The organism is Sodalis sp. C49 (assembly GCF_046352915.1).
Classification (GTDB): Bacteria; Pseudomonadota; Gammaproteobacteria; order Enterobacterales; family Enterobacteriaceae; genus Acerihabitans.
Window position 1 is genome coordinate 1,058,382 of the sequence record NZ_CP163303.1, and the last position, 24,852, is coordinate 1,083,233.

Here is a 24,852-nt window from a genome sequence, read left to right on the forward strand (position 1 = left end):
CTCCTTTAAGTGGCTTTTATTATTCGCTTTGGTTCATTTTGGCCTTCAGCGCCGCCAGCTGGGCGCTGATTTCATCATCCGCCCGCAATTCGGCGAACTGTTGGTCCAGCGATTTCTGCTTGCCGAAACCGACGCTTTCCGCTTCCGCTTCCATATGATCGATGCGCCGCTCAAACTGCTCGAAGCGGGCCATGGCCTCATCAATCTTGCCGCTGTCCAGCTGGCGGCGGATATCGCGCGACGAGGCCGCGGCCTGGTGGCGCAGGGTCAGGGTTTTCTGGCGGGCGCGGGTTTCCGCGAGCTTATTTTCCAGCTCGCCGATTTCGCGTTTCATGCGATCGAGGGTTTCCTCGATAACCGCAACATCCTGGCGCAGGGTGTCGATAATGGTCGTCAGGCGCTGTTTTTCCATCAGCGCGGCGCGCGCCAGATCTTCTTTGTCTTTGGCCAGCGCAAGCTCGGCTTTGCCCTGCCAGTCGGCCTGCTGGGTTTCAGCCTGGTCGATGCGCCGCAGCAATTGTTTCTTTTCCGCCAGCGCCTGAGCGGAAGTGGTGCGTACCTCGACCAGGGTGTCTTCCATTTCCTGGATCATCAGGCGCACCAGTTTTTCCGGATCTTCCGCTTTATCCAACAGTGCGTTGATGTTGGCATTCACAATATCGGTAAAACGAGAAAAAATACCCATAGCTTGATCCTCTATAAACAGTCATGGCCGAAAGATGTCGTCATCCTTCACCACCCTATCATTACAATTACCGTGCCAAGAGCGCTGATAATTTAATTTATTGATTTAAAATAACTTTTAAAATTGACGGCGCCGATGCGTCAGTTATAGTGAATATTATTACCAATTATTGGCGAAATTAACCATGACCGAGACCCATGATAATCTGCTGGGGCAATCCAATAATTTCCTCGAGGTGCTGGAGCAGGTGTCCCGCTTGGCGCGCCTGACCAAGCCGGTGCTGGTGATAGGCGAACGGGGCACCGGCAAAGAGCTGATTGCCCGGCGGCTGCACTACCTGTCGCCGCGCTGGCAAGGCCCGTTTATCTCCCTGAACTGCGCCGCGCTCAATGAAAACCTGCTGGATTCGGAATTATTCGGCCATGAAGCCGGGGCGTTTACCGGCGCGCAAAAACGTCACCAGGGGCGTTTTGAACGCGCCGACGGCGGTACCCTGTTTCTTGATGAACTGGCCACCGCGCCCATGATGGTGCAGGAAAAATTGCTGCGGGTGATTGAATACGGCGAGCTGGAACGCGTCGGCGGCAGCCGGCCGCTGCAGGTGGATGTGCGGCTGGTCTGCGCCACCAACGCCGACCTGCCCCGCCTGGCGAAAACGGGCGGCTTTCGCGCCGATCTGCTGGACAGGCTGGCGTTCGACGTGGTGGCGCTGCCCCCGCTGCGCGAACGGCCGCAGGATATCATGGTGATGGCCGAGCATTTCGCCATCCAGATGTGCCGGGAAATAGGGCTGCCCCTGTTCCCCGGCTTTACCGCCCGTGCGCGCCGCACCCTGCTGGATTATGGCTGGCCGGGCAATGTGCGCGAACTGAAAAACGTCGTCGAGCGATCTATTTACCGCCATGACACCACCGAACGGCCGCTGGACGCCATCCTGCTGGATCCGTTTGCGTCGGTAACGCCGCCGGCGGAGACGGCCGTCCCGGCGGCGGACGAACCGGCGTCCCTGCCGCTGGATTTGAAGCGCACCCTGGATCAGCAGGAGCGACTATGGGTGGAGCGCGCCCTGGCGCAAGCCCGTTATAACCAGCGCCAGGCAGCGGACCTGCTGGCGCTGACCTATCACCAGCTGCGCGGCATGATGAAAAAACACGGTATCAGGGTGGGCGGCGGGGAGTAACGATCAGGCAAAAAAAAAGCCAGCACCCAAGCTGGCTAAAATAATACTGGAAGCAATGTGAGCAATGTCGTGCTGACAACCGGCAAACGAGGCCTGTCGGTTGACAGCAAAACGATGATAATAGTTATCACTATCGTCTGTAAAGCATTTTGTTGATAATTATTCTCATTACCATACTATTATTGGGGTTCTTTTCGCCGCCTTGGCGCTTTTTAACCCGTTGCGTCAGCTATATTCGCGCCATGAATTGGGTGTCAAGGCAGAGTAAGGTAAACTGGGATCATTGCCCCATGAGATGTAAGTCGTATATGCGAATTAAATGGTTTTCCTGGCAGGCGTGTTTTGTGCCGGCATGGCGGCGCGCGTGGCGCCGGCATAGGGTGTCCCTGCGGTTACTGCCGTGGGCGCTCTTATTGACGCTGGGCGGCCAGTTCGCCGCGGCGGCGCCGCCGGATATACGTCAGAGCGGTTTTGTTTATTGCGTCAACGGACTGCTGAACACCTTTAATCCCCAGATGGCCAGCAGCGGATTAACGGTGGATACCCTTTCCGCCCAGCTCTACGATCGCCTGCTGGCCGTGGACCCCTACACCTACCGGCTGATACCGGAGCTGGCGCAAAGCTGGGAAGTGCTGGATAACGGCGCCACCTATCGCTTCCACCTGCGCAAAAACGTGCCCTTCCAGCATACCGCCTGGTTTACCCCGACCCGCGTGCTGAACGCCGACGACGTGGTATTCAGCTTTGCGCGCATGTTCGACCAGCGCCATCCTTATCATGACATCAACGGCGGCGCTTATCCCTACTTCGACAGCCTGCAGTTCCCCGACTCGGTGCACAGCGTGGTGAAGCTGGATAACGATACGGTGGAGTTCCGCCTGAACGCGCCGGACGCCTCGTTTCTGTGGCATATCGCCACCCACTACGCCCCGGTGCTGTCACAGGAGTACGCCGAACAGCTGAGCAAAGCCGGCCGCCAGGAGCAAATCGACCGCCAGCCGGTGGGCACCGGTCCTTTTATGCTGAACGAATACCGGGCGGGCCAGTATATCCGCCTGGTACGCAACGACCATTATTGGAAAGGGCTGCCGCGCATGGCGCAGGTGGTCATCGACCTGGGGGCCGGCGGCATCGGCCGGTTGTCTAAACTGTTAACCGGCGAATGCGACGTGCTGGCGTATCCGGCCGCCAGCCAGCTGACCATCCTGCGCGACGATCCGCGCCTGCGCCTGACGCTGCGCCCGGGGATGAATATCGCCTACCTGGCGTTCAACACCGCCAAACCGCCGCTGGACGATGCGCGGGTGCGCCATGCCATCGCGCTGTCCATCAACAACCAGCGCCTGATGCAATCGATTTATTACGGCACCGCGGAGACCGCGGCCTCGATTTTGCCCCGCGCCTCCTGGGCTTACGACAACGATGCCAAGGTGACTGAATATGACCCGGATAAGGCGCGCGCGATCCTGCGCTCCCTGGGCAAAGAGCGCCTGGAGATGAGTTTATGGGTGCCGACCGCCTCGCAGTCCTATAACCCCAGTCCGCTGAAAACCGCCGAGCTGATCCAGGCCGATTTGGCGCAGGTAGGCATTACGCTTACCATCGTGCCGGTGGAGGGCCGGTTCCAGGAAGCGCGGCTGATGGCCAACAATCATGACCTGACCCTGGCCGGCTGGTCTACCGACAGTAACGATCCGGACAGTTTCTTCCGACCGCTGCTCAGTTGCGCCGCCATTCGCTCCCAAACCAACTACGCGCACTGGTGCCAGCCGCAGTTTGATAATTTGCTGCGCGCGGCGCTGCTGTCGCAGCAACTGTCGGGACGGATGGACACCTATCGCAACGTGCAGAAAATGCTGGAGCAGGAGCTGCCGGTGCTGCCGCTGGCGTCTTCACTACGCCTGCAGGCTTATCGCTATGATATCAAGGGACTGGTGCTCAGCCCCTTCGGCAACGCTTCCTTTGCCGGCGTATACCGGGAAGATAACGAGGAAAAGAAACCATGATTATCTTTACCCTGCGCCGGCTGGTGCTGCTGCTGATCACCCTGATCCTGCTGACGCTGGTCGCCTTCAGCCTGAGCTATTTTACCCCGCACGCGCCGCTCGGCGGCGCGGCGCTGACCGACGCCTACCTCTATTATTTCAACAGCCTGCTGCACGGGAATTTCGGCGTGTCGAGCATTAACGGCCAGCCCATCGGCGAACAGCTGCGCGACGTGTTCCCGGCGACGCTTGAGCTGTGCATCCTGGCGTTTATCCTGGCGCTGATGGTGGGTATTCCGCTCGGCATTATCGCCGGCGTAACGCGTAATAAATGGCAGGATGCGGGCATCAGCGTTTTCGCGCTCCTGGGTCTGTCGATGCCGGTGTTCTGGCTGGCCCTGCTGCTGACGCTGTTTTTTGCCCTGCACCTTGGCTGGCTGCCGGTTTCCGGGCGTTACGACCTGCTTTACCAGGTCAGGCCGGTCACCGGTTTCGCCCTGCTCGACGCGTGGCTGTCCGATTCCCCCTACCGCCATGAAATGCTGACCAGCGCCCTGCGGCACATGGTCTTGCCTATCACCGCCCTGGCGGTGGCGCCCACCACCGAGGTCATCCGGCTGATGCGGGTCAGCACCGCCGACGTGTTCGGCAGCAATTATGTCAAAGCGGCGGCGACCCGCGGGCTGACCCTGTTCACCATTATTCGCCGCCACGTCCTGCATAACGCGCTGCCGCCGATTATTCCCAAGCTGGGCCTGCAGTTTTCCACCATGCTGACCCTGGCGATGATAACCGAGGTGGTATTCAGCTGGCCGGGTCTTGGGCGCTGGCTGGTCAACGCCATCCGCCAGCAGGATTACGCCGCCATCTCGGCCGGGGTGATGGTGGTGGGGACGCTGGTTATCTGCGTCAATGTGCTGGCCGACGTGGTAGGCGCGCTGGCGAACCCGCTGCGCCATAAGGAATGGTATGCTCTCAGATAATATTTACCGCGAAAAACGCATGCCCAGCCCGCTGCGCCATATCTGGCGCATATTTTATCATGACGCCCTGTCGATGATCGGCTTCTATGGGTTTCTCGCCCTGCTGTTATTATGCCTGTTTGGTACGGTGGCGGCGCCCTACGCGCTCGATCAGCAGTTTCTCGGCTACCAACTGCTGCCGCCGTCCTGGTCGCGTTATGGCGATGTGTCGTTTTTCCTCGGCACCGATGACCTGGGGCGCGACGTGCTAAGCCGTCTGCTGACCGGCACCGCGCCCACCTTCGGCTCGGCGCTGGTGGTGACCATCGCCGCCTCGGTATTTGGCGTCACGCTCGGCGTGCTGGCGGGCATCACCCGCGGCCTGCGCTCGGCGGTGCTCAATCATGTGCTGGACACCCTGCTGTCGATTCCTTCGCTGCTGCTGGCCATCGTGGTGGTGGCGTTTCTCGGCCCCAGGCTGGAGCATGCGATGCTGGCGGTATGGCTGGCCCTGTTGCCGCGCGTCGTGCGCACGGTCTATGACGCGGTGCATGACGAACTGGACAAGGAGTACGTGCTGGCGGTGCGCATCGACGGCGCGTCGATGATGCATATCCTGCGCTACGCGGTGCTGCCGAATATCGCCAGCGTCCTGGTATCTGAATTTACCCGCTGCCTGTCGATGGCGATACTCGATATCGCCGCGCTGGGATTTCTCGACCTCGGCGCCCAACTGCCCTCCCCGGAATGGGGCGCGATGATGGGCGATACCCTGGAACTGGTCTATGTCGCCCCCTGGACGGTGATGCTGCCGGGCGGCGCCATCATGGCCAGCGTGCTGATCGTCAATATCGTGGGCGACGGTCTGCGCCGCGCCATGATCTCGGGGGTGGAATAATGCCGTTACTGGATATCCGTAATTTAACCATTGAATTCATGACCGCCGAAGGGCCGGTCAAAGCCGTCGACCGGGTGAGTTTTACCCTGACGGAGGGCGAGGTGCGCGGCCTGGTGGGCGAGTCCGGCTCCGGCAAGAGCCTGATTGCCAAAGCCATCTGCGGCGTCACCAAGGATAACTGGCGCGTCACGGCGGACCGGTTCCGTTTTGACGATATCGACCTGCTGCAGTTGACGCCGCGCCAGCGCCGGCGGCTGGTCGGACATAACGTCTCGATGATTTTCCAGGAGCCGCAGTCCTGTCTCGACCCCTCGGAAACCATCGGCCGCCAGCTGAGCCAGGCCGTGCCGGGCTGGACCTATAAAGGCACCTGGTGGCGACGGCCCGGCTGGCGCAAACGCCGCGCCATCGAGCTGCTGCACCGGGTCGGCATCAAGGATCACAAGGATATCATGGGCAGCTACCCCTACGAGCTGACGGAGGGGGAATGCCAGAAGGTCATGATTGCCATCGCCCTGGCCAACCAGCCCAGGCTGCTGATTGCCGACGAACCGACCAACGCCATGGAGCCCACCACCCAGGCGCAGATATTCCGCCTGCTGGCGGGGCTGAACCAGAATAACAACACCACCATCCTGCTGATAAGCCATGATATTCAGATGATGAGCAAATGGGCCAACCGGATCAACGTGCTGTACTGCGGCCAGACGGTGGAAAGCGCCACCTGCGAGGAGCTGATCGCCGCGCCGCATCATCCCTATACCCAGGCGCTGATGCGCGCCATCCCCGATTTCGGCCGCTCCATGCCGCCTAAAAGCCGGCTGAACACCCTGCCCGGCGGCATACCGTCCCTGGAAAACCTGCCCATCGGCTGCCGCCTGGGGCCGCGCTGTCCCTACGCCCAGAAAACCTGTATCCAGATGCCACCCCTGGTGCCGGTGAAAAACCATTGGTTCGCCTGCCATTTTCCGCTCAACATGGAGGGGCAATAAGCATGGAAACCCTGCTGGAAGCGCGCAACCTGACTAAAACCTTCCGCTATCGCACCGGACTCTTTACCCGCCATCAGGTCGAGGCGGTTAAACCCATCAGCTTTATCCTGCGCGAGGGCCAGACGCTGGCGATTATCGGCGAAAACGGCTCCGGAAAATCGACGCTTGCCAAAATGCTGGCCGGCACGCTGGCGCCCACCGCCGGCGAGCTGTTTATCGACGATCACCCCCTGACCTTCGGCGATTACCGCTACCGCAGCCAACGCATCCGTATGATTTTCCAGGACGCCAGCAACGCCCTCAACCCCCGGCAGCGCATCGGGCAACTGCTTGACGTGCCGCTGCGGCTGAATACCGATCTGCCCGCGTCCGAGCGCGAGCGCGCCATAGACAAAACCCTGCGCCAGGTTGGTCTGCGTCCCGATCACGCGTTTTATTACCCGCATATGCTGGCGCCGGGGCAAAAACAGCGCGTTGGCCTGGCGCGGGCGCTGATCCTGCAGCCTAAGGTTATCGTGGCGGACGAGGCCCTGGCTTCGCTTGATATGTCGATGCGCTCGCAAATCATCAACCTGATGCTGGAACTGCAGGCCAAACACGGCATCGCCTATATTTATGTTACCCAGCATCTGGGTATGATGAAGCATATCAGCGACCAGATTATGGTGATGCAAAACGGCGAGGTGGTGGAACGCGGCAATACCGCCGATGTTTTGGCCGCGCCGCTCCATGACCTGACCAAACGCCTGATAACCAGCCATTTCGGCGAAGCGCTGACCGCCGACGCCTGGCGGCGCGACGGGGTTATCGCCTGATCGCGCACCTGGCCTGCGCACGCCGGGGCGCGTCACGTCACGCTGGCACCGGCGGGGTCTACACCTCCCCCGGCGATATATGTTACACTTCGCCGGTTTATCAACGTCGAAACGCAGCGTCGCCGGCGTCATGCCATACAGACGCGGCGCGCGCATGTAATAATGATCACAAGGATTAATGCTATGGGTTTTCTTACCGGTAAGCGCATTCTGGTCACTGGCGTGGCCAGCACCCGTTCTATCGCATTCGGTATCGCTCAGGCGATGCACCGTGAAGGCGCCGAACTGGCGTTCACTTACCAGAACGACAAGCTGAAGTCGCGGGTGGAAGGTTTTGCCGCCGAACTCGGCTCCAGCATCGTACTGCCCTGCGACGTGGCCGAAGACGCCAGCATCGAGGCGCTGTTTGCCGAGCTGGCCAACGTATGGCCAAATTTTGACGGTTTTGTGCACGCCATCGCCTTTGCCCCCGGCGACCAGCTGGACGGCGACTATGTCAACGCCGTCACCCGCGAAGGCTTCGCCATTGCCCACGATATCAGTTCCTACAGCTTTGTCGCCATGGCGAAAGCCTGCCGCCCTATGCTGAACCCGAATTCCGCGCTGGTGACCCTCACCTACCTGGGTGCCGAACGCGCCATTCCTAACTATAACGTCATGGGACTGGCCAAGGCATCCCTGGAAGCCAACACCCGTTATATGGCCAATGCCATGGGCCCGCAGGGCATCCGCGTCAACGCCATATCCGCCGGCCCCATCCGCACCCTCGCGGCATCCGGCATTAAAAACTTCAAGAAAATGCTGGCCCACTGCGAATCGGTCACGCCGATCCGCCGCGTGGTCACCATTGAGGACGTGGGCAATACCGCCGCGTTCCTGTGCTCCGATCTCTCCTCAGGCATCACCGGTGAAGTGATCCACGTGGACGGCGGTTTCAGCATCGCCGCCATGGGCGAACTCGACGCCGAATAAAACCAGGCCCATTCTATGGCATGGCATGCCGTAAGGTTTGTGTCGCCTCGTGCGAGGGGTCGCGGGCGGCGTGCTTGTAAGGTTTATGTCGCCCCGGCGAGGGTTTCGCGGGCGGCGTGCTTGTAAGGTTTATGTCGCCCCGGCGAGGGTTTCGCGGACGGCGTGCTTGTAAGGTTTATGTCGCCCCGGCGAGGGTTTCGCGGACGGCGTGCTTGTAAGGTTTATGTCGCCCCGGCGAGGGTTTCGCGGACGGCGTGCTTGTAAGGTTTATGTCGCCCCGGCGAGGGTTTCGCGGACGGCGTGCTTGTAAGGTTTATGTCGCCCCGGCGAGGGTTTCGCTTGCCATGCGTTGAGCTGTATATGTAACGCCGGGTGCCGGCAAGCGACAAGGCGGCCGTTTCGCGACGGCCTCCTTGACCTCCGCGCGCCCGGTAGGTCGCGCGTCGCTGCGCGATGCCTTCCGTCACCCATGCCCCCGTTATGCACCGGCCCGGTTTGCGCTCCCAGCGCAACCGGGCCTTTCGCCGCTCCCGGCGGCTCATGCCGGGGTCATAGGCAACGTCAGCGCGCTTTATGCCGGGACCTGCGTCGCTGTTGGCAATGCACATTAAGAAGCGATAGCAGCGCTGTTGCTTAGGATCGGATCGGGCGTCAAGATACGGTTAACTATTATGAAAGGCCATTGGCATAGCGAAATATCAGGCCCACAAGTGAGACATAAATATTCACCTCATAGCACTCAGCACCCACCTCTTAGTTCTTAGTTCTTAGCTGTTGGATATTGGCATTTAGCCGTTGGGAATTAATATCCTGCCCATGGCGATTGGGTAAAATCAGAACTGTTTTTTCCCGGTAGGTGCATAACCCATATAACCTCAAAGCGCTATTTTGCCAACAGGCGATGGTGTTGACGTTGTGCCGGCATAGAGTGCGCCGACAGCGCACATCTCGGCTGGATAAGCCGCCGGGAGCGGCGAAAGCCCGGTTGCGCCGGGAGCGCTACCGGGCGGTCCAATAGCCGGGATACGGCGCTGCCGGGGACCGCGCAGCGGCGCACGATCTGCCGGACGCGGGGAAATCAAAAAGGGTGGCGCGCACCACCCTTTTTGTCGCTTGCCGGCACCCGGCGATATATAGATCAACCGAACGCATGGCAAGCGAAATCCTCCCCTGACTACCATAAAGCCCGGCCGTAAGCCGCCAGCGACACCCCCACCACCGTGCCCTAATTGCGTTGCGCCAGCCATTCCCGCGCAAATTCAAACAACGTCCTCGCCAGCGGCGTCGCCCGCCCGGCCTCCGTAATCACAATCGCGCTCTGGCGCTTCATCGCCGGCAGGCTTATCAGGGCCGAACGCAACTCAGGCGTCATCCCCGGCAACAAATGCCCGCGCGGCATCATCCCGCAGCCCAAGCCGGCGAACACCCCCTGCAACAACTGGAAAATCGACGCGCTCTCCAGCCGGATATGCGGCCGCAGCCCGCCGGCGCGAAAATGCTCGTCAAGATAACGCCGGAAATAACGACTCGGCTCGGCCAAACACAATGGCAACGCCGCCACCTCCGCAAGCGTCAGGGTACGCCCCTCGGCCAACTGCGGAAAATGCCGTGGATGGAATACCAGCTCAACGCCGCGATCGGCAATGGCGGCCACCTGATAATGCAGCTCGGCCAGCAGCCCCAGTTCAAAAAAACCGATCCCAATATCCACGCTATGATTGGTCAGCGCCTCCAGCAACGGATCGGCGCTCAGCACCGTCACCTGGAACTCCAGCGCGGGATACTTCAGACGCGCATCATACAGCAGCTGCGCCAGCGGAATACCGCACTGCGGCACGATACCGATACGCAACGTCCCCTCCAGCCCCTGCTTAAGAGACTCCACGTCCAGCTTCAGCCCCTGGTACACCGACACGATTTCCCGCGCCCATGTCAGCACCCGCTCCCCCTCGGCGGTAAAGCCCTGAAAACTGTTGCCGCGGTGGATCAGGGCCACGCCCAATTCACGCTCCAGATTTTTCAGACGGGCGGACAGCGTGGGCTGGCTGACAAAACTGGCCTCGGCGGCGCGGCCGAAATGGCGTTCACGCTCAAGGTTACATAAATAGATAAGCTGTTTAATATCCATAGATTCTGACTGGCGGGGGCGCAGGAAAACAGTATAACATCATCGCGCCCGATGCCATGCCGGAACAGGCCGCGCCGGCGGCCCGCCTCCGGCAATAGCACCGGACGGCCCTCAGGTATTCACGCCCAGCGAGGTCTTGACGTCCTGGGCGATTTTTTCCACCTGCGGCCCATAAATAACCTGGACATCGTTAGCGCTGACGCGCTTCACGCCGCTGGCGCCGGTCAGCATCAGCGTGCGGTCGATCACCAGGCGCATATCCTTCACCCGCACCCGCAGACGGGTAAAACAACAATCGACGTCAGCGATATTCGGCTGGCCGCCCAAACCGGTGATAATATTCCCGGCGCGCTCATCGGCGCTCACCGCCTTACGCGCCGGTTCCTCCACTTCCTCGGCCTCGCGTCCCGGCGTTTCCACCCGCATGCGGATGATGACCAGCCGGAAAATATAATAATAAAGAGGAAAGTAGATTACCCCCAGCATCACCGGATACCACCAGTGGGTTTTCGCCCCGCCCAGAATGCCGAAAACCACCAGATCGATGGCGCCGCCCTGCACGTTGCCGATCATCACCTGCAGTATATCCATCAGCATAAACGACAGGCCGCTCAGCGCGGCGTGCAGCAAGTACAGCACCGGCGACACGAAGATAAAGCAAAACTCCAGCGGTTCGGTAATGCCGGTGGTGAACGACGCCAGCATGCCCGCCATCATCAGCGCCTTGACGCGTTTTTTATGTTCGGGACGTGCGCAGTGATACATCGCCAGGGCCGCGCCGGGCAGGCCGAACATCATTACCGGGATCTTGCCCTGCGCCAGGAAACGGGTGGCGTCGCGCACCACCTGATCGCTCAGCAGCCCGGGATGGGTCAGCGCGGTATTAAAGATATTCAGCGCGCCGACGATGGTCTGGTTATCCACCGTCGTCATGCCGCCGATGGGGGTAAAACGCACGGTCTCGTTAAGAATATGATGCAGGCCGGTCGGGATCAGCAGGCGTTCGCCGAAGCCATATAAAAACATACCGTACTGGCCGCTTTTGCCAATCAGCTGGCCGACCCAGGCAATGCCCGCGCCCACGGTGGGCCAGATAAACGACAGGCCGAGCCCCACCAGCGGCAACACCACCACTGTCACGATAGGTACAAACCGTCGGCCGCCGAAAAAACCGATCGCCGTCGGCAATACCTGGGTATAAAAACGATTATGCAGCGCCACGGTGATAAGCCCGGCGATCACCCCGCCCAACACGCTCATGTTATAGGTAAAAATACCCAGCATCGGAATAAATTCGGCGGAATAGACCAACGCCGCATTCTGGGCCATGCCGTGCGCGGTCAAGGCCGGCACCGTTGTGGTGGCGGCGGTCAGGCCCTGCGCCGCCAGGCTGGCGCTGACGCCGACATGCATGGCGATAAACCCGATCACGGCGGCGAAAGCCGCGGTGGGTTTTTCCGCCTTGGCAAGGCCAATGGCGCTGGCCACGGCGAAAAACAGCGGCAGATTGGCGAACACGGCGCCCGCCACCTGGCGGATAAACCCGATAACCAGTTGCGGATAATGCAGATTGGCGAACGCCTCGCCGGTAACCGCCGGATTCTGCATTGCCGCCGCCAGCCCGAGGAAAATACCGGCGGCGGCGATAACCGAAATCGGCATCATTAACGCTTTGCCAAATCCGTGGATTTGGCTGGCTAGGTCTTTCATACGGGGTAATCTCGTTGTGTCATCAAGAGGTTAATTATGCGTCAACCTGCGCCGCCGTCAGCCCGCAACGCGGCCCGATGAGCGGAATTTAGAGCGGGATCACAAATAACCACCCCCTGACCGCCCCCGCGATCGCCATAGTTCCGCTCTATGCTGCGATAACCGCATTCGATTAGACGCAACATACCGAACCGCTTAAACTTAACTTCATAAGAGCAAGGCGTTAAAGATTATTTAACATTCAGCCCGTATCATTCACCTGCGAATACCCATAATGAAATTTAAACCTGCGATAAAACCCTATACCGGCGCCGCGGGCGGCTGGGGCTCCCTGGAAGCCACCACCCGTTATGTCTTCGACAGTAAACAAGCCTTTAAAAATATCCGTAACCTGTTGCGGGTCAATAAATCCAAAGGGTTCGACTGTCCCGGCTGCGCCTGGGGCGACGACAATACCAGTACCTTCAGTTTTTGTGAAAACGGCGCCAAGGCGGTCAGTTGGGAAGCCACGCGCAAAGGGCTGGACGCGGCTTTTTTTGCCCAACACAGTGTCAGCGCCCTGTATCGGCAAAGCGATTATTTCCTCGAATACCAGGGCCGGCTGACCCAGCCGCTGCGTTACGATGCCCAGACCGATCGTTACGCGCCGGTAAGCTGGGAAGACGCGTTTGCCCTGATAGCGCAGCATCTGCGCGCACTGGACCATCCCAATCAGCTGGAGCTTTACACCTCCGGGCGCGCCAGTAATGAAGCCTCCTATCTTTACCAGCTGTTCGGCCGCATGTTCGGCACCAACAATTTTCCCGACTGCTCCAATATGTGCCACGAGGCCAGCGGCACCGGCCTGAAACACAGTATCGGCGTCGGCAAGGGCACCATCCACCTCAATGACTTCGAGCAGGCGGACGCCATTTTTGTCTTTGGCCAGAATCCGGGCACCAACCATCCGCGCATGCTGCACAGCCTGCGCCACGCCGCCGACCGCGGCGCCAGTATCGTCACGTTCAATACCCTGCGCGAACGCGGCCTGGAACGCTTTGCCGACCCGCAAAACCCGTTGGAACTGCTGACGCCCAAATCAGGACGCATCAGCTCGCGCTATTTCCAGCCCAACCTGGGCGGTGATATGGCGGCGGTGCGCGGCATGGTCAAGGCATTGCTGGAAACCCATCGCCGGCGCCTGGCGGACAACCAGCCGGGGCTGTTTGCCGCTGACTTTATCCAGGCGCATACCCAGGGTGTAGAAGCCTACCTGGCGGCGGTGGACGCCACCACGTGGGAGCACATTACCCGCCAGTCCGGCCTGAGTGAACAGCAGTTGCGGGAAGCGGCGGACATCTACCGCCGGGCCGAACGGGTGATCTGCACCTGGGCGATGGGCGTGACCCAGCATAAACATTCGGTGGCCACGGTACGGGAAATCGTCAACCTGCAGCTGTTGTTCGGCCAGTTGGGCAAGCCGGGTGCCGGCCTGTGCCCGGTACGCGGCCACAGCAATGTGCAGGGCAACCGCACCATGGGCATTGATGAAAAGCCCTCCGCCGCCATGCTCGACAGCCTGGCGGCGCATTTTGACTTCACGCCGCCGCGCGCGCCCGGCCACAGCACCGTCGAGGCGCTGGAAGCCATGCTGCGCGGCGAAATTAGGGTGCTGATTGCGCTCGGCGGCAACCTGGCGGCGGCGGCGCCCGATAGCGCGCGCACCGAGCAGGCGATCCGGCGCTGCGCCCTGACGGTGCATATCGCCACCAAACTCAACCGCAGCCATCTGATTACCGGCGCCGACGCGCTGATCCTGCCAACCCTGGGCCGTACCGAACGGGATATGCAGGCCACCGGCAGCCAGTACGTCACGGTGGAAGATTCCTTTAGCATGGTGCATGCCTCGGAAGGGGTAAACCCGCCGATCTCCGGGCTGCAGCGCTCGGAAACCGCCATTGTCGCCGGCATCGCCCACGCGGTACTCGGCGGCGAAAAACTCGACTGGCCGCGGCTGGCGGGCGATTATAATCTGATCCGCGATCATATCGAGGCCACCCTGCCCGGGTTTGCCGATTTTAACCGCCGCTGCGAACAACCGGGGGGCTTTTACCTGGGCAACGCCGCCGCCGAACTGCGTTTCAACACTCCCGACGGCAAGGCGCATTTCAGCGCCGCCGCACTGCCGGACACGCTGTTCCCGCAAATCGGCGCACGGACGGCGCCTTTTACCTTACAGACCCTGCGTTCGCACGACCAGTACAACACCACCATTTACGGTATGGACGATCGTTATCGCGGCGTTTACGGCCAGCGGGACGTGGTGTTTGTCAATCCGGAGGATCTGGCGACGCTGGGACTGGTCGACGGCGACCGGGTGGATATCGAAACGCTATGGCACGACGGCGTCGACCGTAAAGTCTGCGGATTCAAGGCGATAAGCTACGATATCCCGCGCGGCAACCTCGCCGCCTATTATCCCGAAACCAATCCGCTGGTGCCGCTGTCGAGTTTTGGCGACGGCACCCATACCCCGACCTCCAAATCGGTGCCGGTGCGTTTGGTACGCAGCCCGGTGGCCGCCGACGCGCGCATTATTTAATCCTGTTTTCGCCGCTCAACCCGCCCGCCGTCCGCGCGGGCGGCTTTTTTCATCGGCAAGCGGGTGGTTATACTTGCCGCCGCCGGCCGATTCGCGTAAAACTGTCTGCCGTTATTGAAGCCTTTTTACCTTCTTATTTCTGGACATTATGTTTCAAGATAACCCGCTGCTCGCACAGCTAAAACAGCAACTTCACTCTCAGACGCCGCGTGTCGAAGGCGTGGTCAAAGGCACTGAGAAAGGGTTTGGCTTCCTTGAAGTCGATGCTCAAAAAAGCTATTTCATTCCGCCGCCGTTCATGAAAAAAGTCATGCACGGCGATCGGATCACCGCCACTGTGCGCTCTGAAAAAGACCGGGAAATTGTCGAGCCGGAAGAACTGGTGGAGCCGTTCCTGTCGCGCTTTGTCGGCCGCGTACAGCTCAAGGACGACCGCCTGTCCATCGTGCCGAACCATCCGCTGATCCGTGAAGTCATCCCCTGCCGCCCGGTGCGCGGCGTGGAGCATGCGTTCCAGACCGGCGATTGGGCGGTGGCGGAAATGCGCCGCCACCCGCTTAAGGGCGACCGGCAATTTTATGCCGAGATCACCCAACTGGTGACCGTCGGCGACGACCATTTCGCCCCCTGGTGGGTCACCCTCGCCCGGCATAACCTGGAGCGCGAGGCGCCCCCGATGCCCGCAGGGCTGGTGCTGGACGACGACAACCTGCCGCGCGAAGATTTAACCGCGCTGGATTTTATCACCATCGACAGCGCCAGCACCGAAGATATGGATGACGCGCTGTATGTCGAGGCGGGCGAAGGCGACGCGCTGGTGATGACTATCGCCATCGCCGATCCGACGGCCTATGTCAAGGCCGATAGCAAGCTTGACCTGATTGCCCGGGAACGCGCGTTCACCAATTATCTGCCGGGATTCAATATCCCGATGCTGCCGCGCGATCTGTCCGATAATGTGTGTTCGCTGCGTCCCAACGAACGCCGTCCCGCGCTGGCCTGCCGCGTCGTCATTAACGGCGATGGCTCCCTTGGCGACGAACCGCGCTTTTTTGCCGCCTGGATAGAATCGAAAGCCAAGCTGGCCTATGACGATGTCTCCGACTGGCTGGAGGCGGAAGGCAACAGCGCATGGCAGCCCGGCAATCCGGCCATCGCCGGACAGATCCGGTTGCTGCAGCGCGCCTGTCTGGCCCGCGCCGCCTGGCGCCAGGCCCATGCGCTGGTCTTCAAGGATCGTCCCGACTATCGTTTTGTCCTCGATGATAAAGGCGACGTATTGTCCATACAGATTGAACCGCGGCGCATCGCCAACCGCATGGTCGAGGAAGCGATGATCGCGGCCAACGTCTGCGCCGCGCGCGTGCTGCGCGATGGCCTGGGTTATGGCGTGTACAACGTGCATAACGGCTTTGACGAGACCCTGGTGGATCAGGCGGTGGCGATCCTCGCCGCCAATGATGTCGAGGCCGACGCCGCCACCCTGCTGACGCTGCCGGGCTTTTGCGCCCTGCGCCGCCGGCTGGACGCCATGCCGACTTCCTACCTTGACAGCCGCGTGCGCCGTTTCCAGACCTACGCGGAAATCAGCACCGAACCCGGCCCGCATTTCGGCCTGGGGCTGGACGCCTATGCCACCTGGACGTCGCCTATCCGTAAATACGGCGATATGATCAACCACCGCCTGCTAAAGGCGTTGATAAGCCAGGGCAGCGCCGTGCGGCCGTCGGAAGAGATTACCGTGCAGATGTCCGAACGCCGCCGCCTAAACCGCATGGCGGAACGTGATGTGGGCGACTGGCTCTATGCCCGTTACCTGGCGGGTAAAGCCGGCAGCGATACCCGCTATAGCGCTGAAATCATCGATGTCTCGCGCGGCGGCATGCGCGTGCGGCTTATTGAGAACGGCGCGGTGGCGTTTATCCCGGCGCCCTTTATCCACAGCGTGCGCGATGAACTGGTGTGCAGCCAGGAAACCGGCACCGTGCAGGTGAAGGGCGAGGAGCGCTACCGCCAGGGAGACACCATTGAGGTGACCGTGGCGGAAGTGCGCCAGGAAACCCGTTCGGTGATAGCCCGCCCGGTTTGATGGCGTAATAATTCAGGGAGGCTTACGCCTCCCCGGTTGGTTTGATAAACAGATGGGACGGGCAGTATTTGCCGTTAGATGTCAGTGATCCAGCCATGCATGGCGGGAGCGATCCAGTCACCCGTGTCGTTATTTTTTTGCGTCCATCTACCCATAGGATGTTCCACGCGGCCACCCTTACCATTTTCATCTGCAATCCATTTACCAAACGGGTCCTCTATTTTCCCAAAAATATCAGTCTTAATGAATTTCCTAACACTGTGAAAACCATTTTTGGGGTCTTGCTGTAAATTAGCAGGTATAAGATCACCCGGTTTTTCATTGTTCAGATATAGGAAAAGTAATAGGGGTCCCGTAAAAATTAAAGTACCTGTATATCTCACCAGCGCTCGTTCCCGCTTAAGGCCCCATGTGATATTCGCAAAATCGGCATCATCGCTGAATAAATTTCTATTATAATTACTCAATGCTTCCAGTCGTTTATTTTTCTCTGTTTCATCTAACAGATTTAATGCTTCTAACTTGGCTGATCCATTCAATTTTTCTTGCGTACGTAAAATTTCCCTAACTTTTATTTGTGCGGTTAGACTGTTGTCGCCAGAATAACCACTCCAAAAATGCTTAAAAAAATCCATTAATTTTGTTTTATTAGGTCCCAATGTAAACTCTTTGCCTGTGTAAACAGCTTTTATTGCTTCCAAGAGAAAATCGATATCCTTGGCGTCTTTAAGGGCAGCAATAACACCGTTGATTACACCCACCTTAAAATCGTCATCAGACGTAGTCACACTATCATATTTGAAGAGTGAATCTACCGCAGGTTGCCCAAACTGATTATCAATTAATATGTCGCCCAAAGATTCGCTCAAAGCAATGTCAACATCCATATAGATACCGCCAAAATCCCTGAGTACGGACAAGCGCAAAACATCAGACGCCGCTGCGTAATTCTTATAGGGGGTATCCGCGCATTCTCTTAAAATTATAGCTTCAAGTTCATAGGGTGCCGAGTACCTCAAAATCTCAACACGAGCAAAGATCGCTGATGTTAATCCGACGGTCATCAGTTCCGAGTGCGTGCGCTTAGGATTATCAACCCATAGCTTAATGACATAATCAGGATTTAAGTCTACATTTCGTACAAGATTTATCATCGCTTCATAAGGAAAAGGTGCGTCACCCAACCAAATATGATGGATAATTTTTGGGATAACAAAACAGAGTGGATTGTTGCTAAGGTCAAGATGTTGCAGCGAACCTGCGGATTGTGGTTTTATTTTAATGAAGTTATCCGCTAAATATAACTCTTCCAATGATGATCCCGACGCAATTGCGGGAAACGTCATAAGCCTGTTTTGGCTGGCTTTGAGTATCTTCAATGTATCTGGAAAAGAAGGCAATGTTTTCAGTACATTATTACCAACATTGAGCTCTTCGATATGCGGTGGTAAAACCGGCAGACTGGTTAAGTTAAGACCGCTTAAATTCAACGTCACGCTGCCCGTCTCGATGCAGTTTTTTATTATGTCAGCCGCTATATCGCGACGTTCCCCAAAGCCGTTCCGGGCTTCACTTTTCCACAGGTTCAGTGCCTGATAATAATCGCCCTTCTCGCCAAAATCAGTGCTTTCATGCCGTAATGGAAATAATTCATTGGAGATATATGATAAGGTAATCAACTTTTTTATCCATAAAAAAATAAAAAGAAAAAAGTCCATTAAAAATCGGCTTTCTGTTTATGATAAAAGAATGCAGGTAATAAATAATGTTACTCTTACTATACTTGCGCAGTAGATTTAAAATCCGGCAGATAATAACAAAATCCATCACGAATATTTCAATATAATATAAACAAGGTGGATTTAAGTACCTGGGTTTTATTCTCAAACCGACACTCGCACCACCCGGCTAAACGGAATGTGGGCGACTCGCCTGCGCCTGTATACGGCTAACACCGGAAAAAACGTTGTCGTATCTCCGGCATTTTATTTTGCCCCATAAGCAAAAACCCCTACTCGTTGGGTGTCCAACTTTCGGGGTTCACTTCACCAGCGGGGATTTTTATTTGCTACTGCTCATCGTCAGCGTTATCTTTCGGCGGCATTGGATTTCAGCGCGGCCTGCGCGGCCAGTTCTTCATCCATCAGGCTGACATGGCCTTTTCTCACGCGTTTGGAATACAGCGCGGTGATAATCGGCACGAGTATTGAGGTAACAATCACCGAGGTGGCCACCAGCGCGGTTGCCGCCGGCGCCATCGGCTTAAAGGCCGGCACCATTTCGGCAATCAGCACCGGCGTGGCCACCGCGGCCCCGGCGGAACTGGAGGCGGCAATACCCGCGGTACCGTCGCCGCCGCCGATAAACTTATCGGCCAGGATCAGCGGAATACCGGTGATGATAATCACCGAAACGCCCAGCAGCACGCCCAGCAGGCCGGTTTGCGCGATGACGTTCAGGTTAATGGTATTGCCGAGTGCGAAGGCGAAGAACGGGATCAGCGTCTGCACCGCTTTGCTGAAGAAATCCCGCAGCTCCGGGTCCAGGTTGCCCAGGGCAAACCCAATCAGGAACGGCAGCACCGCGCCGACGAACACATGCGGCTCGAAAGAAGCGATACCGGCGGTGCCCAAAATAATCATGGTCATCAACGGGCCGGATTCCAGCGACATCAGGACAAATGCCCCCGACTCTTCCTTAGTGCCGTATTGCTGCATTATGGAGGCGTACAGCCCGCCATTGGTCATATCCATGGAGGCGACCAGCGCCAGGGTGGATAAGCCGGCAAAGAAGCCGATTTCCACGCCGTTGGCCGGCAGTAAACGTGACGCTACCGCGGCGACCACCCAGGCAACGGCGATTTTGGTTACCACCAGCGTACCGGATTTACGCAAAACGGTGCCGGTGGCGCTGAGTTTAATTGACGCTCCCATGCAGAAAAACCACACCGCCAGAATAGGCACGGTGCCGGAGATCAGGCCGTTGGTAAATGATCCGAAATATTTACCCGCGTCCGGGGCAAAAGTATGACATAACGCGCCGATAAATAACGGCACGAGCATCATACCACCAGGGATTTTGTCAATTGCACGTTTGATTTGCATCGTGATTCCACCTAAGTTCGAAGTATTCCCATGAGTCGTAGGGCGCCGTTCCGTGGCCATGCCCCATTCATTGACGGGGTCAGTTGAGCGTTAAAGTAACCGGTTACATCCTGTAATACAGTGATCTGGAGCATAAAATGAAACAATGTTTCTTTTTTAAAAGAAGATCATTTTAATTGAATGGATATAAGGTTTCAAAATGAGATGAAGATCACGTTTCCGCCATCGTTCTGGTAAAGATAACTATCTGCCAGCCGGCGCGGCAAGGCGTCGCGCCGGCTGGCGCGGGTTTTCCGGGCTAAGTGTAGACAACGGCGCGGCGCGGCGCTGCGCATCAATAACACCAGGGAGGGGAAAGCATGGCGCTTGACAAAAAGCCTGAGGAGAGTATTTAGCCGAAGTGAAAAATAATGCGGATTATATACGTATATAAAACAATAATTATTATATTAATTAATTTAAATACAATAATGATAACACCCACTCCGCCAATGGTTAATTAATCACCAGGGACCAAGCGGGTGTCGTAAAGCAGGGCTATTGACCGTAATAGGCATTCTTGCCATGTTTACGCAGATAATGCTTATCCAGTAATTCCGGCTGCATGGCCGGCAGTTGCGGCGTCAACTGACGCGAGAAAATACCCATATAGGCCACCTCCTCCAACACCACGGCGTTATGCACCGCCGTATCAGCATCTTTGCCCCAGGCGAACGGACCGTGGGAGTTGACCAGCACGGCCGGGATGGCGGTGGGTTCGATGGCGCGCGTTTTAAACGTTTCGACAATCACGCGGCCGGTTTCCCATTCATAACGTCCCTGGATTTCCGCCTCCGTCATCAAACGGGTGCAGGGGATGGCGCCATAAAAATAATCCGCATGGGTGGTGCCCCAGGCGGGGATATCCAGGCCGGACTGGGCCCAGATGGTGGCATGGCGGGAGTGGGTATGGACAATGCCGCCGATGCCGGCGAACTCAAGATAAAGCACCCGGTGGGTATCGGTGTCCGATGACGGCTTTTTGCCGCCTTCGACCACGCGCCCGGTCTCCAGCTCCACCACCACCATATCGTCGCGGGTCATGGCTTCATAACCGACGCCGGAGGGTTTGATCACCATTAGCCCCTGCCCGCGATCGACCGCGCTGACATTGCCCCAGGTGAAGGTCACCAGATGATGGCGCGGCAAAGCCAGATTGGCCGCCAGAACCTGTTCTTTTAATTCGTTAAGCATTGTGTTGTCCTCAGAAACGCCATGAGGACATTGTCCCGGCAGCCGGACGCCACCGGTATGGTCAAAACGGCTGAAGATCCGGTTGTCTTCTGCTATTGCCCCGTTTTAGCGTGCCCTGACCGGTCCGCTTTCGGCCCCGTCATAGCGAATGACTTTATTTATAGCAATACAAGCTAAACAACCGAGTCGGTACTATAATAAATACTTATTATTGACACCTATGGAGAAGTTGACGATGACGAATAATTCAACAAAACGTATTGCCGCCGCAGTATTAGCGGTCACCCTCGCCTTGTCGCTAAGTTCCTGCTCAAACTGGTCAAAACGTGACCGTAACACCGCCATCGGCGCGGGCGCCGGCGCCCTGGGCGGCGCGGTGCTCACCAATGGCAGCGGACTGGGCACGGTAGGCGGCGCCGCGGTCGGCGGTATTATCGGCCATCAGGTTCATTAATACCCTCACGGACGGGTAAAGCTTCATCCCCCATTGAGGGACGCGTTCCCGGCGCCGTCGGCGCCGGTATGACCGCCGTAGTCAGGCGCGCGTTTTTGGCGTAATCCTCGCCAGCCGCCGGCATAGCCTGCCGCCGCGCATCACCGTCATCCGCCGATGCTAGCCTCCGGCCAGTTTTACCTTCAGTCCCTTCGCTTCCAGCAATTGTTTTAATAACTCCCGTTTATCGCCCTGGATTTCGATAACCCCTTGTTTAACCGCGCCGCCGCAGCCGCATTTTTTCTTCAGCTCGGCGGCAAGCAGGGCCAGGGCGTTATCGTCCCCCGCAAGCCCGGTGATCAGGCATACCCCCTTGCCTTTCCTGCCGCTGGTCTGGCGCTGGATACGTACGATACCGTCCCCGGCGGGGCGCGGAGCGGTCTGTGGCGGGTCGTCGATGCGCCCGCGGTCGGTGGAATAAACCAACCGGCTGTTGTCGTCCATCAGGCTTCTCCCGTTTGCAATTGGCGTAAAATGGCCTGCAGCGCGGCGGCCGGATCGGCGGCTTGGGTTATGGGGCGGCCGATGACCATATAATCCACCCCGGCGCGCCGGGCCTGCAGTGGCGTCATGATGCGCCGCTGATCGGAGGCGTCGCTGCCCTGCGGGCGTATGCCCGGCGTCACCAGGCGAAAATCGCGGCCGAAACGGGCTTTAAACGCCGCCGCCTCCATGGCCGAACAGACCACGCCGTCCAGATGGCAGCGTTGCGTCAGCTCGGCCAGGCGCCCGGCATAGTCGGCGGCGGTATAAGGAATGCCCAGGCCGGCCAGATCCGCATCGGCCATGCTGGTCAGCACGGTGACGGCGATAAGCAGCGGCGCCTGGTCGCCATAGGGCGCAAGCGCCTCTTTGGCCGCGCTCATCATACGCTCGCCGCCGCAGGCATGGACATTTACCATCCACACGCCGAGCTCCGCCGCCGCCGCCACTGCCTTGGCCACGGTATTGGGGATGTCATGGAATTTCAGGTCGAGAAAAACATCAAATCCCCGGCGCCGCAGTTCGCGCACCAGCTCGGGGCCAAACCGGGTAAACATTTCCTTGCCGATTTTCAGGCGGCACTCGCGGGGGGAAACCTGGTCGGCAAAGGAGAGCGCCTGCCCGCGGTCGGCATAATCCAGGGCGACGATCACCGGCGAGGGGGTTGATATAAGATCGCTTGTCATGACGAGAACCTTTAATAATGTAATGCCTTAGCGGGGCAGCCTTGATTTATGGCGATATGTTACCTGCCGCCGGGGCAAATGCCTAGCCGTCAAGGCCGGCTTATTGCTCGTCGAGGCCGCGAATCGGCTTGATGGAGGCCCAGGATTTACAGGAAGGGCAATGCCAGTAAAGGCTGTGGGAGGTAAAACCGCATTTTATGCAGCGATAGCGGGGTTTGGTGCGGATTTGCTCGCCGACCATATCGCGCAGCACCTGCAGGCTCTCCTTGGCCCGGCCGTCTTCCGCCTCGTTAAGATGGAAATCCATCAAGCGGTGGAACATGCGCATGGTGGGATGCTGGCGCAGCTGTTGGTTGATATAGATCTGGGTGACCTCGGTGCCATCGTTTTGCTCAATGACGTCGGCCAGCAGCAGCTCAGCCGCCGCGCCGGTATTGAGCTCGACGCAGCGCCGCAGGTAATCGGCCCAGGCCTGCGGCTGATCCAGATGCTGGTAGCAGGTCTGGAGGATCGGCAGGGTTTCGCTGACCATCTCTTTATCCTGATCCAGCACCCGTTGCAATACGGCCACCGCCGCCGGGTAATCCTCCCGCGCCATAAAAATACGCGCCATCATGATGGACACCCGCGCGCAGTTTTTATCGGCCGCCGCGCCTTTTTTCAGCAACGCCATGGCTTTATCCAGATCGTCGCTGCCCATGGCCTGCAGGGCCAGTTCGCAATAAAAATGGGCAACTTCGATGCGCCGGTGATCCTTACCCAGCTTGACCAGCTTTTCGGCCGTTTCTATGGCTTTGGTCCATTCGCTGGTGGCCTGGTAAATTTGCAGTAGTTGCTGCAAGGCGCCGGTGCGGAAATCTTCTTCCTCGATAAGCTGGTTGAACATTTCCTCGGCGCGATCGTAAAAACCCGCCGCCATGTAATCCCGGCCCAGTTGCTGGATGGCCAGCAGGCGCTGTTCAAAACTCAGGGCGGTGCTTTCCATCAACGCCTGGTGAATACGGATGGCGCGATCCACTTCGCCGCGCGAGCGGAAGAGATTGCCCAGCGTCAGATGGGCCTCCACGGCGTTACTGTCTTCCTTGAGCATATCCAGGAACAGGTCCACCGCCTTATCCTGCTGGTTGGACAGCAGGAAATTGACCCCGGCGACATATTCGCGCGACAGGCGGTTGGCATCCTGTTGTTTATCCTGCTGCGCGCTCCTGCGCCCCATGTACCAGCCGTATGCGGCCGCCACGGGCAACAACAGAAACAGCAGCTCTAGCATAACCGGTTATTCCTTCGCGGCTGTGGGTACGGTCGTGGCGATGTCGGCGCCGGCCGCCGGCCGCTGCTCCAGACGCTTGATTTTGCGATCGGCGCGCAACAAGGCCAGACGCACGCGCAGGTAAAACAGGCCGCAGATCACCCAGCCGAGGATAAATCCCATCGCAAACAGGACCGTCAGCAACGTAGATACCCGGTATTGCCCCTGGGCCAGTAAATAATTAAAGGTAACGACCTGATCGTTATGGGCTCCAAAGGTGAAAGAAATAATAAAAATCACCAGAACCAGCAAAAATATCAGAGCATATTTCACATTTTTTCCCGCAAACCACGTTATTCGGATGGGCCGCGTCCATAAACCGGCGCCAAGATGGTATAAATTAGCATTTCCCGCGTTACGAAGGAAATGCTGTAGACAACATAACGGCATTATCTGTTGCCGACCTTCCTGGAAACCGTCTGCGCCTGCCCGATTCATGAAGCCGGTCTTAAAACTATAGGTGCCGCCGGCAGAAAACCCAACCGCAAGATCATGCACAGCTTGTTATTTATTCAGTTATGCATAAAAATGTAAGCATGAAAGGGAC

The 24,852-nt window shown here is 58.2% G+C and carries 20 protein-coding genes; 10 read left to right on the forward strand and 10 right to left on the reverse strand.

All coding sequences use genetic code 11. The annotated features are described in order from the left end of the window. Positions 1-19: 19 nt before the first annotated feature. Positions 20-685: a phage shock protein PspA gene (pspA, locus tag ABUK12_RS04670; protein ID WP_410015185.1), complete on the reverse strand. Its 666-nt coding sequence runs from the start codon at positions 683-685 to the stop codon at positions 20-22. 184 nt (positions 686-869) lie between these two features. On the opposite strand from pspA, the gene pspF reads away from it, so the two are divergent. The 7 genes from pspF (at position 870) to fabI (ending at position 8,489) form a co-directional block, all read left to right on the forward strand. Beyond that, on the forward strand, positions 870-1,865 hold the full coding sequence (pspF, locus tag ABUK12_RS04675) for a phage shock protein operon transcriptional activator (RefSeq protein WP_410015186.1): 996 nt from the start codon (positions 870-872) through the stop codon (positions 1,863-1,865). A 386-nt stretch (positions 1,866-2,251) separates the two neighbouring features. Beyond that, positions 2,252-3,871: an ABC transporter substrate-binding protein SapA gene (gene sapA / locus ABUK12_RS04680; protein ID WP_410016552.1), complete on the forward strand. Its 1,620-nt coding sequence runs from the start codon at positions 2,252-2,254 to the stop codon at positions 3,869-3,871. Beyond that, positions 3,868-4,833 (forward strand): putrescine export ABC transporter permease SapB, encoded by a 966-nt coding sequence (sapB, locus tag ABUK12_RS04685; RefSeq protein WP_410015187.1) that lies wholly within the window; start codon positions 3,868-3,870, stop codon positions 4,831-4,833. The genes sapA and sapB overlap by 4 nt, the downstream gene beginning before the upstream one ends. Then, positions 4,820-5,710, forward strand: coding sequence for a putrescine export ABC transporter permease SapC (gene sapC / locus ABUK12_RS04690; protein WP_410015188.1), 891 nt, complete (start codon positions 4,820-4,822; stop codon positions 5,708-5,710). The genes sapB and sapC overlap by 14 nt, the downstream gene beginning before the upstream one ends. Continuing rightward, on the forward strand, positions 5,710-6,702 hold the full coding sequence (gene sapD, locus ABUK12_RS04695) for a putrescine export ABC transporter ATP-binding protein SapD (protein ID WP_410015189.1): 993 nt from the start codon (positions 5,710-5,712) through the stop codon (positions 6,700-6,702). The genes sapC and sapD overlap by 1 nt, the downstream gene beginning before the upstream one ends. A gap of 2 nt (positions 6,703-6,704) precedes the next feature. Beyond that, entirely contained in the window at positions 6,705-7,517 is an 813-nt protein-coding gene (gene sapF, locus ABUK12_RS04700; RefSeq protein WP_410015190.1) for a putrescine export ABC transporter ATP-binding protein SapF, read from the forward strand. 183 nt (positions 7,518-7,700) lie between these two features. Next, on the forward strand, positions 7,701-8,489 hold the full coding sequence (gene fabI, locus ABUK12_RS04705; RefSeq protein WP_410015191.1) for an enoyl-ACP reductase FabI: 789 nt from the start codon (positions 7,701-7,703) through the stop codon (positions 8,487-8,489). A 1,225-nt stretch (positions 8,490-9,714) separates the two neighbouring features. On the opposite strand, the gene ABUK12_RS04710 is transcribed toward fabI, so the two are convergent. Together ABUK12_RS04710 and ABUK12_RS04715 are read right to left on the reverse strand one after the other, a co-directional pair. After that, entirely contained in the window at positions 9,715-10,617 is a 903-nt protein-coding gene (locus tag ABUK12_RS04710; protein ID WP_410015192.1) for a LysR family transcriptional regulator, read from the reverse strand. 111 nt (positions 10,618-10,728) lie between these two features. Beyond that, the gene (locus ABUK12_RS04715; RefSeq protein ID WP_410015193.1) at positions 10,729-12,327 is read right to left on the reverse strand and encodes a PTS transporter subunit EIIC; all 1,599 of its coding nucleotides are present in this window, start codon (positions 12,325-12,327) and stop codon (positions 10,729-10,731) included. 274 nt (positions 12,328-12,601) lie between these two features. On the opposite strand from ABUK12_RS04715, the gene ABUK12_RS04720 reads away from it, so the two are divergent. Together ABUK12_RS04720 and ABUK12_RS04725 are read left to right on the forward strand one after the other, a co-directional pair. Next, positions 12,602-14,908: an FdhF/YdeP family oxidoreductase gene (locus ABUK12_RS04720; RefSeq protein ID WP_410015194.1), complete on the forward strand. Its 2,307-nt coding sequence runs from the start codon at positions 12,602-12,604 to the stop codon at positions 14,906-14,908. A 148-nt stretch (positions 14,909-15,056) separates the two neighbouring features. After that, positions 15,057-16,997, forward strand: a complete 1,941-nt coding sequence (locus ABUK12_RS04725) for an exoribonuclease II (protein WP_410015195.1) — start codon at positions 15,057-15,059, stop codon at positions 16,995-16,997. Between the two features lie 74 nt (positions 16,998-17,071). Here the strand turns inward: ABUK12_RS04725 and ABUK12_RS04730 are convergent, their stop codons facing one another. The 3 genes from ABUK12_RS04730 to araD form a co-directional block, all read right to left on the reverse strand. Then, the gene (locus tag ABUK12_RS04730) at positions 17,072-18,676 is read right to left on the reverse strand and encodes a TcdA/TcdB catalytic glycosyltransferase domain-containing protein (protein WP_410015196.1); all 1,605 of its coding nucleotides are present in this window, start codon (positions 18,674-18,676) and stop codon (positions 17,072-17,074) included. A 408-nt stretch (positions 18,677-19,084) separates the two neighbouring features. Further along, the gene (gene kdgT / locus ABUK12_RS04735) at positions 19,085-20,101 is read right to left on the reverse strand and encodes a 2-keto-3-deoxygluconate transporter (protein ID WP_410015197.1); all 1,017 of its coding nucleotides are present in this window, start codon (positions 20,099-20,101) and stop codon (positions 19,085-19,087) included. Positions 20,102-20,638: 537 nt separating this feature from the next. Continuing rightward, positions 20,639-21,334 carry an L-ribulose-5-phosphate 4-epimerase gene (gene araD / locus ABUK12_RS04740; RefSeq protein ID WP_410015198.1) on the reverse strand — a complete coding sequence of 232 codons (696 nt, stop codon included), beginning with the start codon at positions 21,332-21,334 and terminating at the stop codon, positions 20,639-20,641. A gap of 235 nt (positions 21,335-21,569) precedes the next feature. Between araD and osmB the strand changes: the two genes are divergently transcribed. Next, entirely contained in the window at positions 21,570-21,788 is a 219-nt protein-coding gene (osmB, locus tag ABUK12_RS04745; RefSeq protein ID WP_410015199.1) for an osmotically-inducible lipoprotein OsmB, read from the forward strand. Between the two features lie 159 nt (positions 21,789-21,947). Here osmB and yciH read toward each other — a convergent pair whose 3' ends face one another. The 4 genes from yciH to ABUK12_RS04765 all read right to left on the reverse strand — a co-directional run bounded on the left by yciH (position 21,948) and on the right by ABUK12_RS04765 (position 24,578). Next, positions 21,948-22,274 carry a stress response translation initiation inhibitor YciH gene (gene yciH, locus ABUK12_RS04750; protein WP_410016553.1) on the reverse strand — a complete coding sequence of 109 codons (327 nt, stop codon included), beginning with the start codon at positions 22,272-22,274 and terminating at the stop codon, positions 21,948-21,950. Then, positions 22,271-22,996 (reverse strand): orotidine-5'-phosphate decarboxylase, encoded by a 726-nt coding sequence (pyrF, locus tag ABUK12_RS04755; protein WP_410015200.1) that lies wholly within the window; start codon positions 22,994-22,996, stop codon positions 22,271-22,273. Before pyrF ends, yciH begins: the two co-directional genes overlap by 4 nt. A 100-nt stretch (positions 22,997-23,096) precedes the next feature. After that, positions 23,097-24,266, reverse strand: coding sequence for a lipopolysaccharide assembly protein LapB (gene lapB / locus ABUK12_RS04760; protein WP_410015201.1), 1,170 nt, complete (start codon positions 24,264-24,266; stop codon positions 23,097-23,099). A gap of 6 nt (positions 24,267-24,272) precedes the next feature. Continuing rightward, a complete protein-coding gene (locus ABUK12_RS04765; protein ID WP_410015202.1) occupies positions 24,273-24,578 on the reverse strand; it encodes a LapA family protein in 306 nt (101 codons plus the stop codon). Between the last annotated feature and the right edge of the window lie 274 nt (positions 24,579-24,852).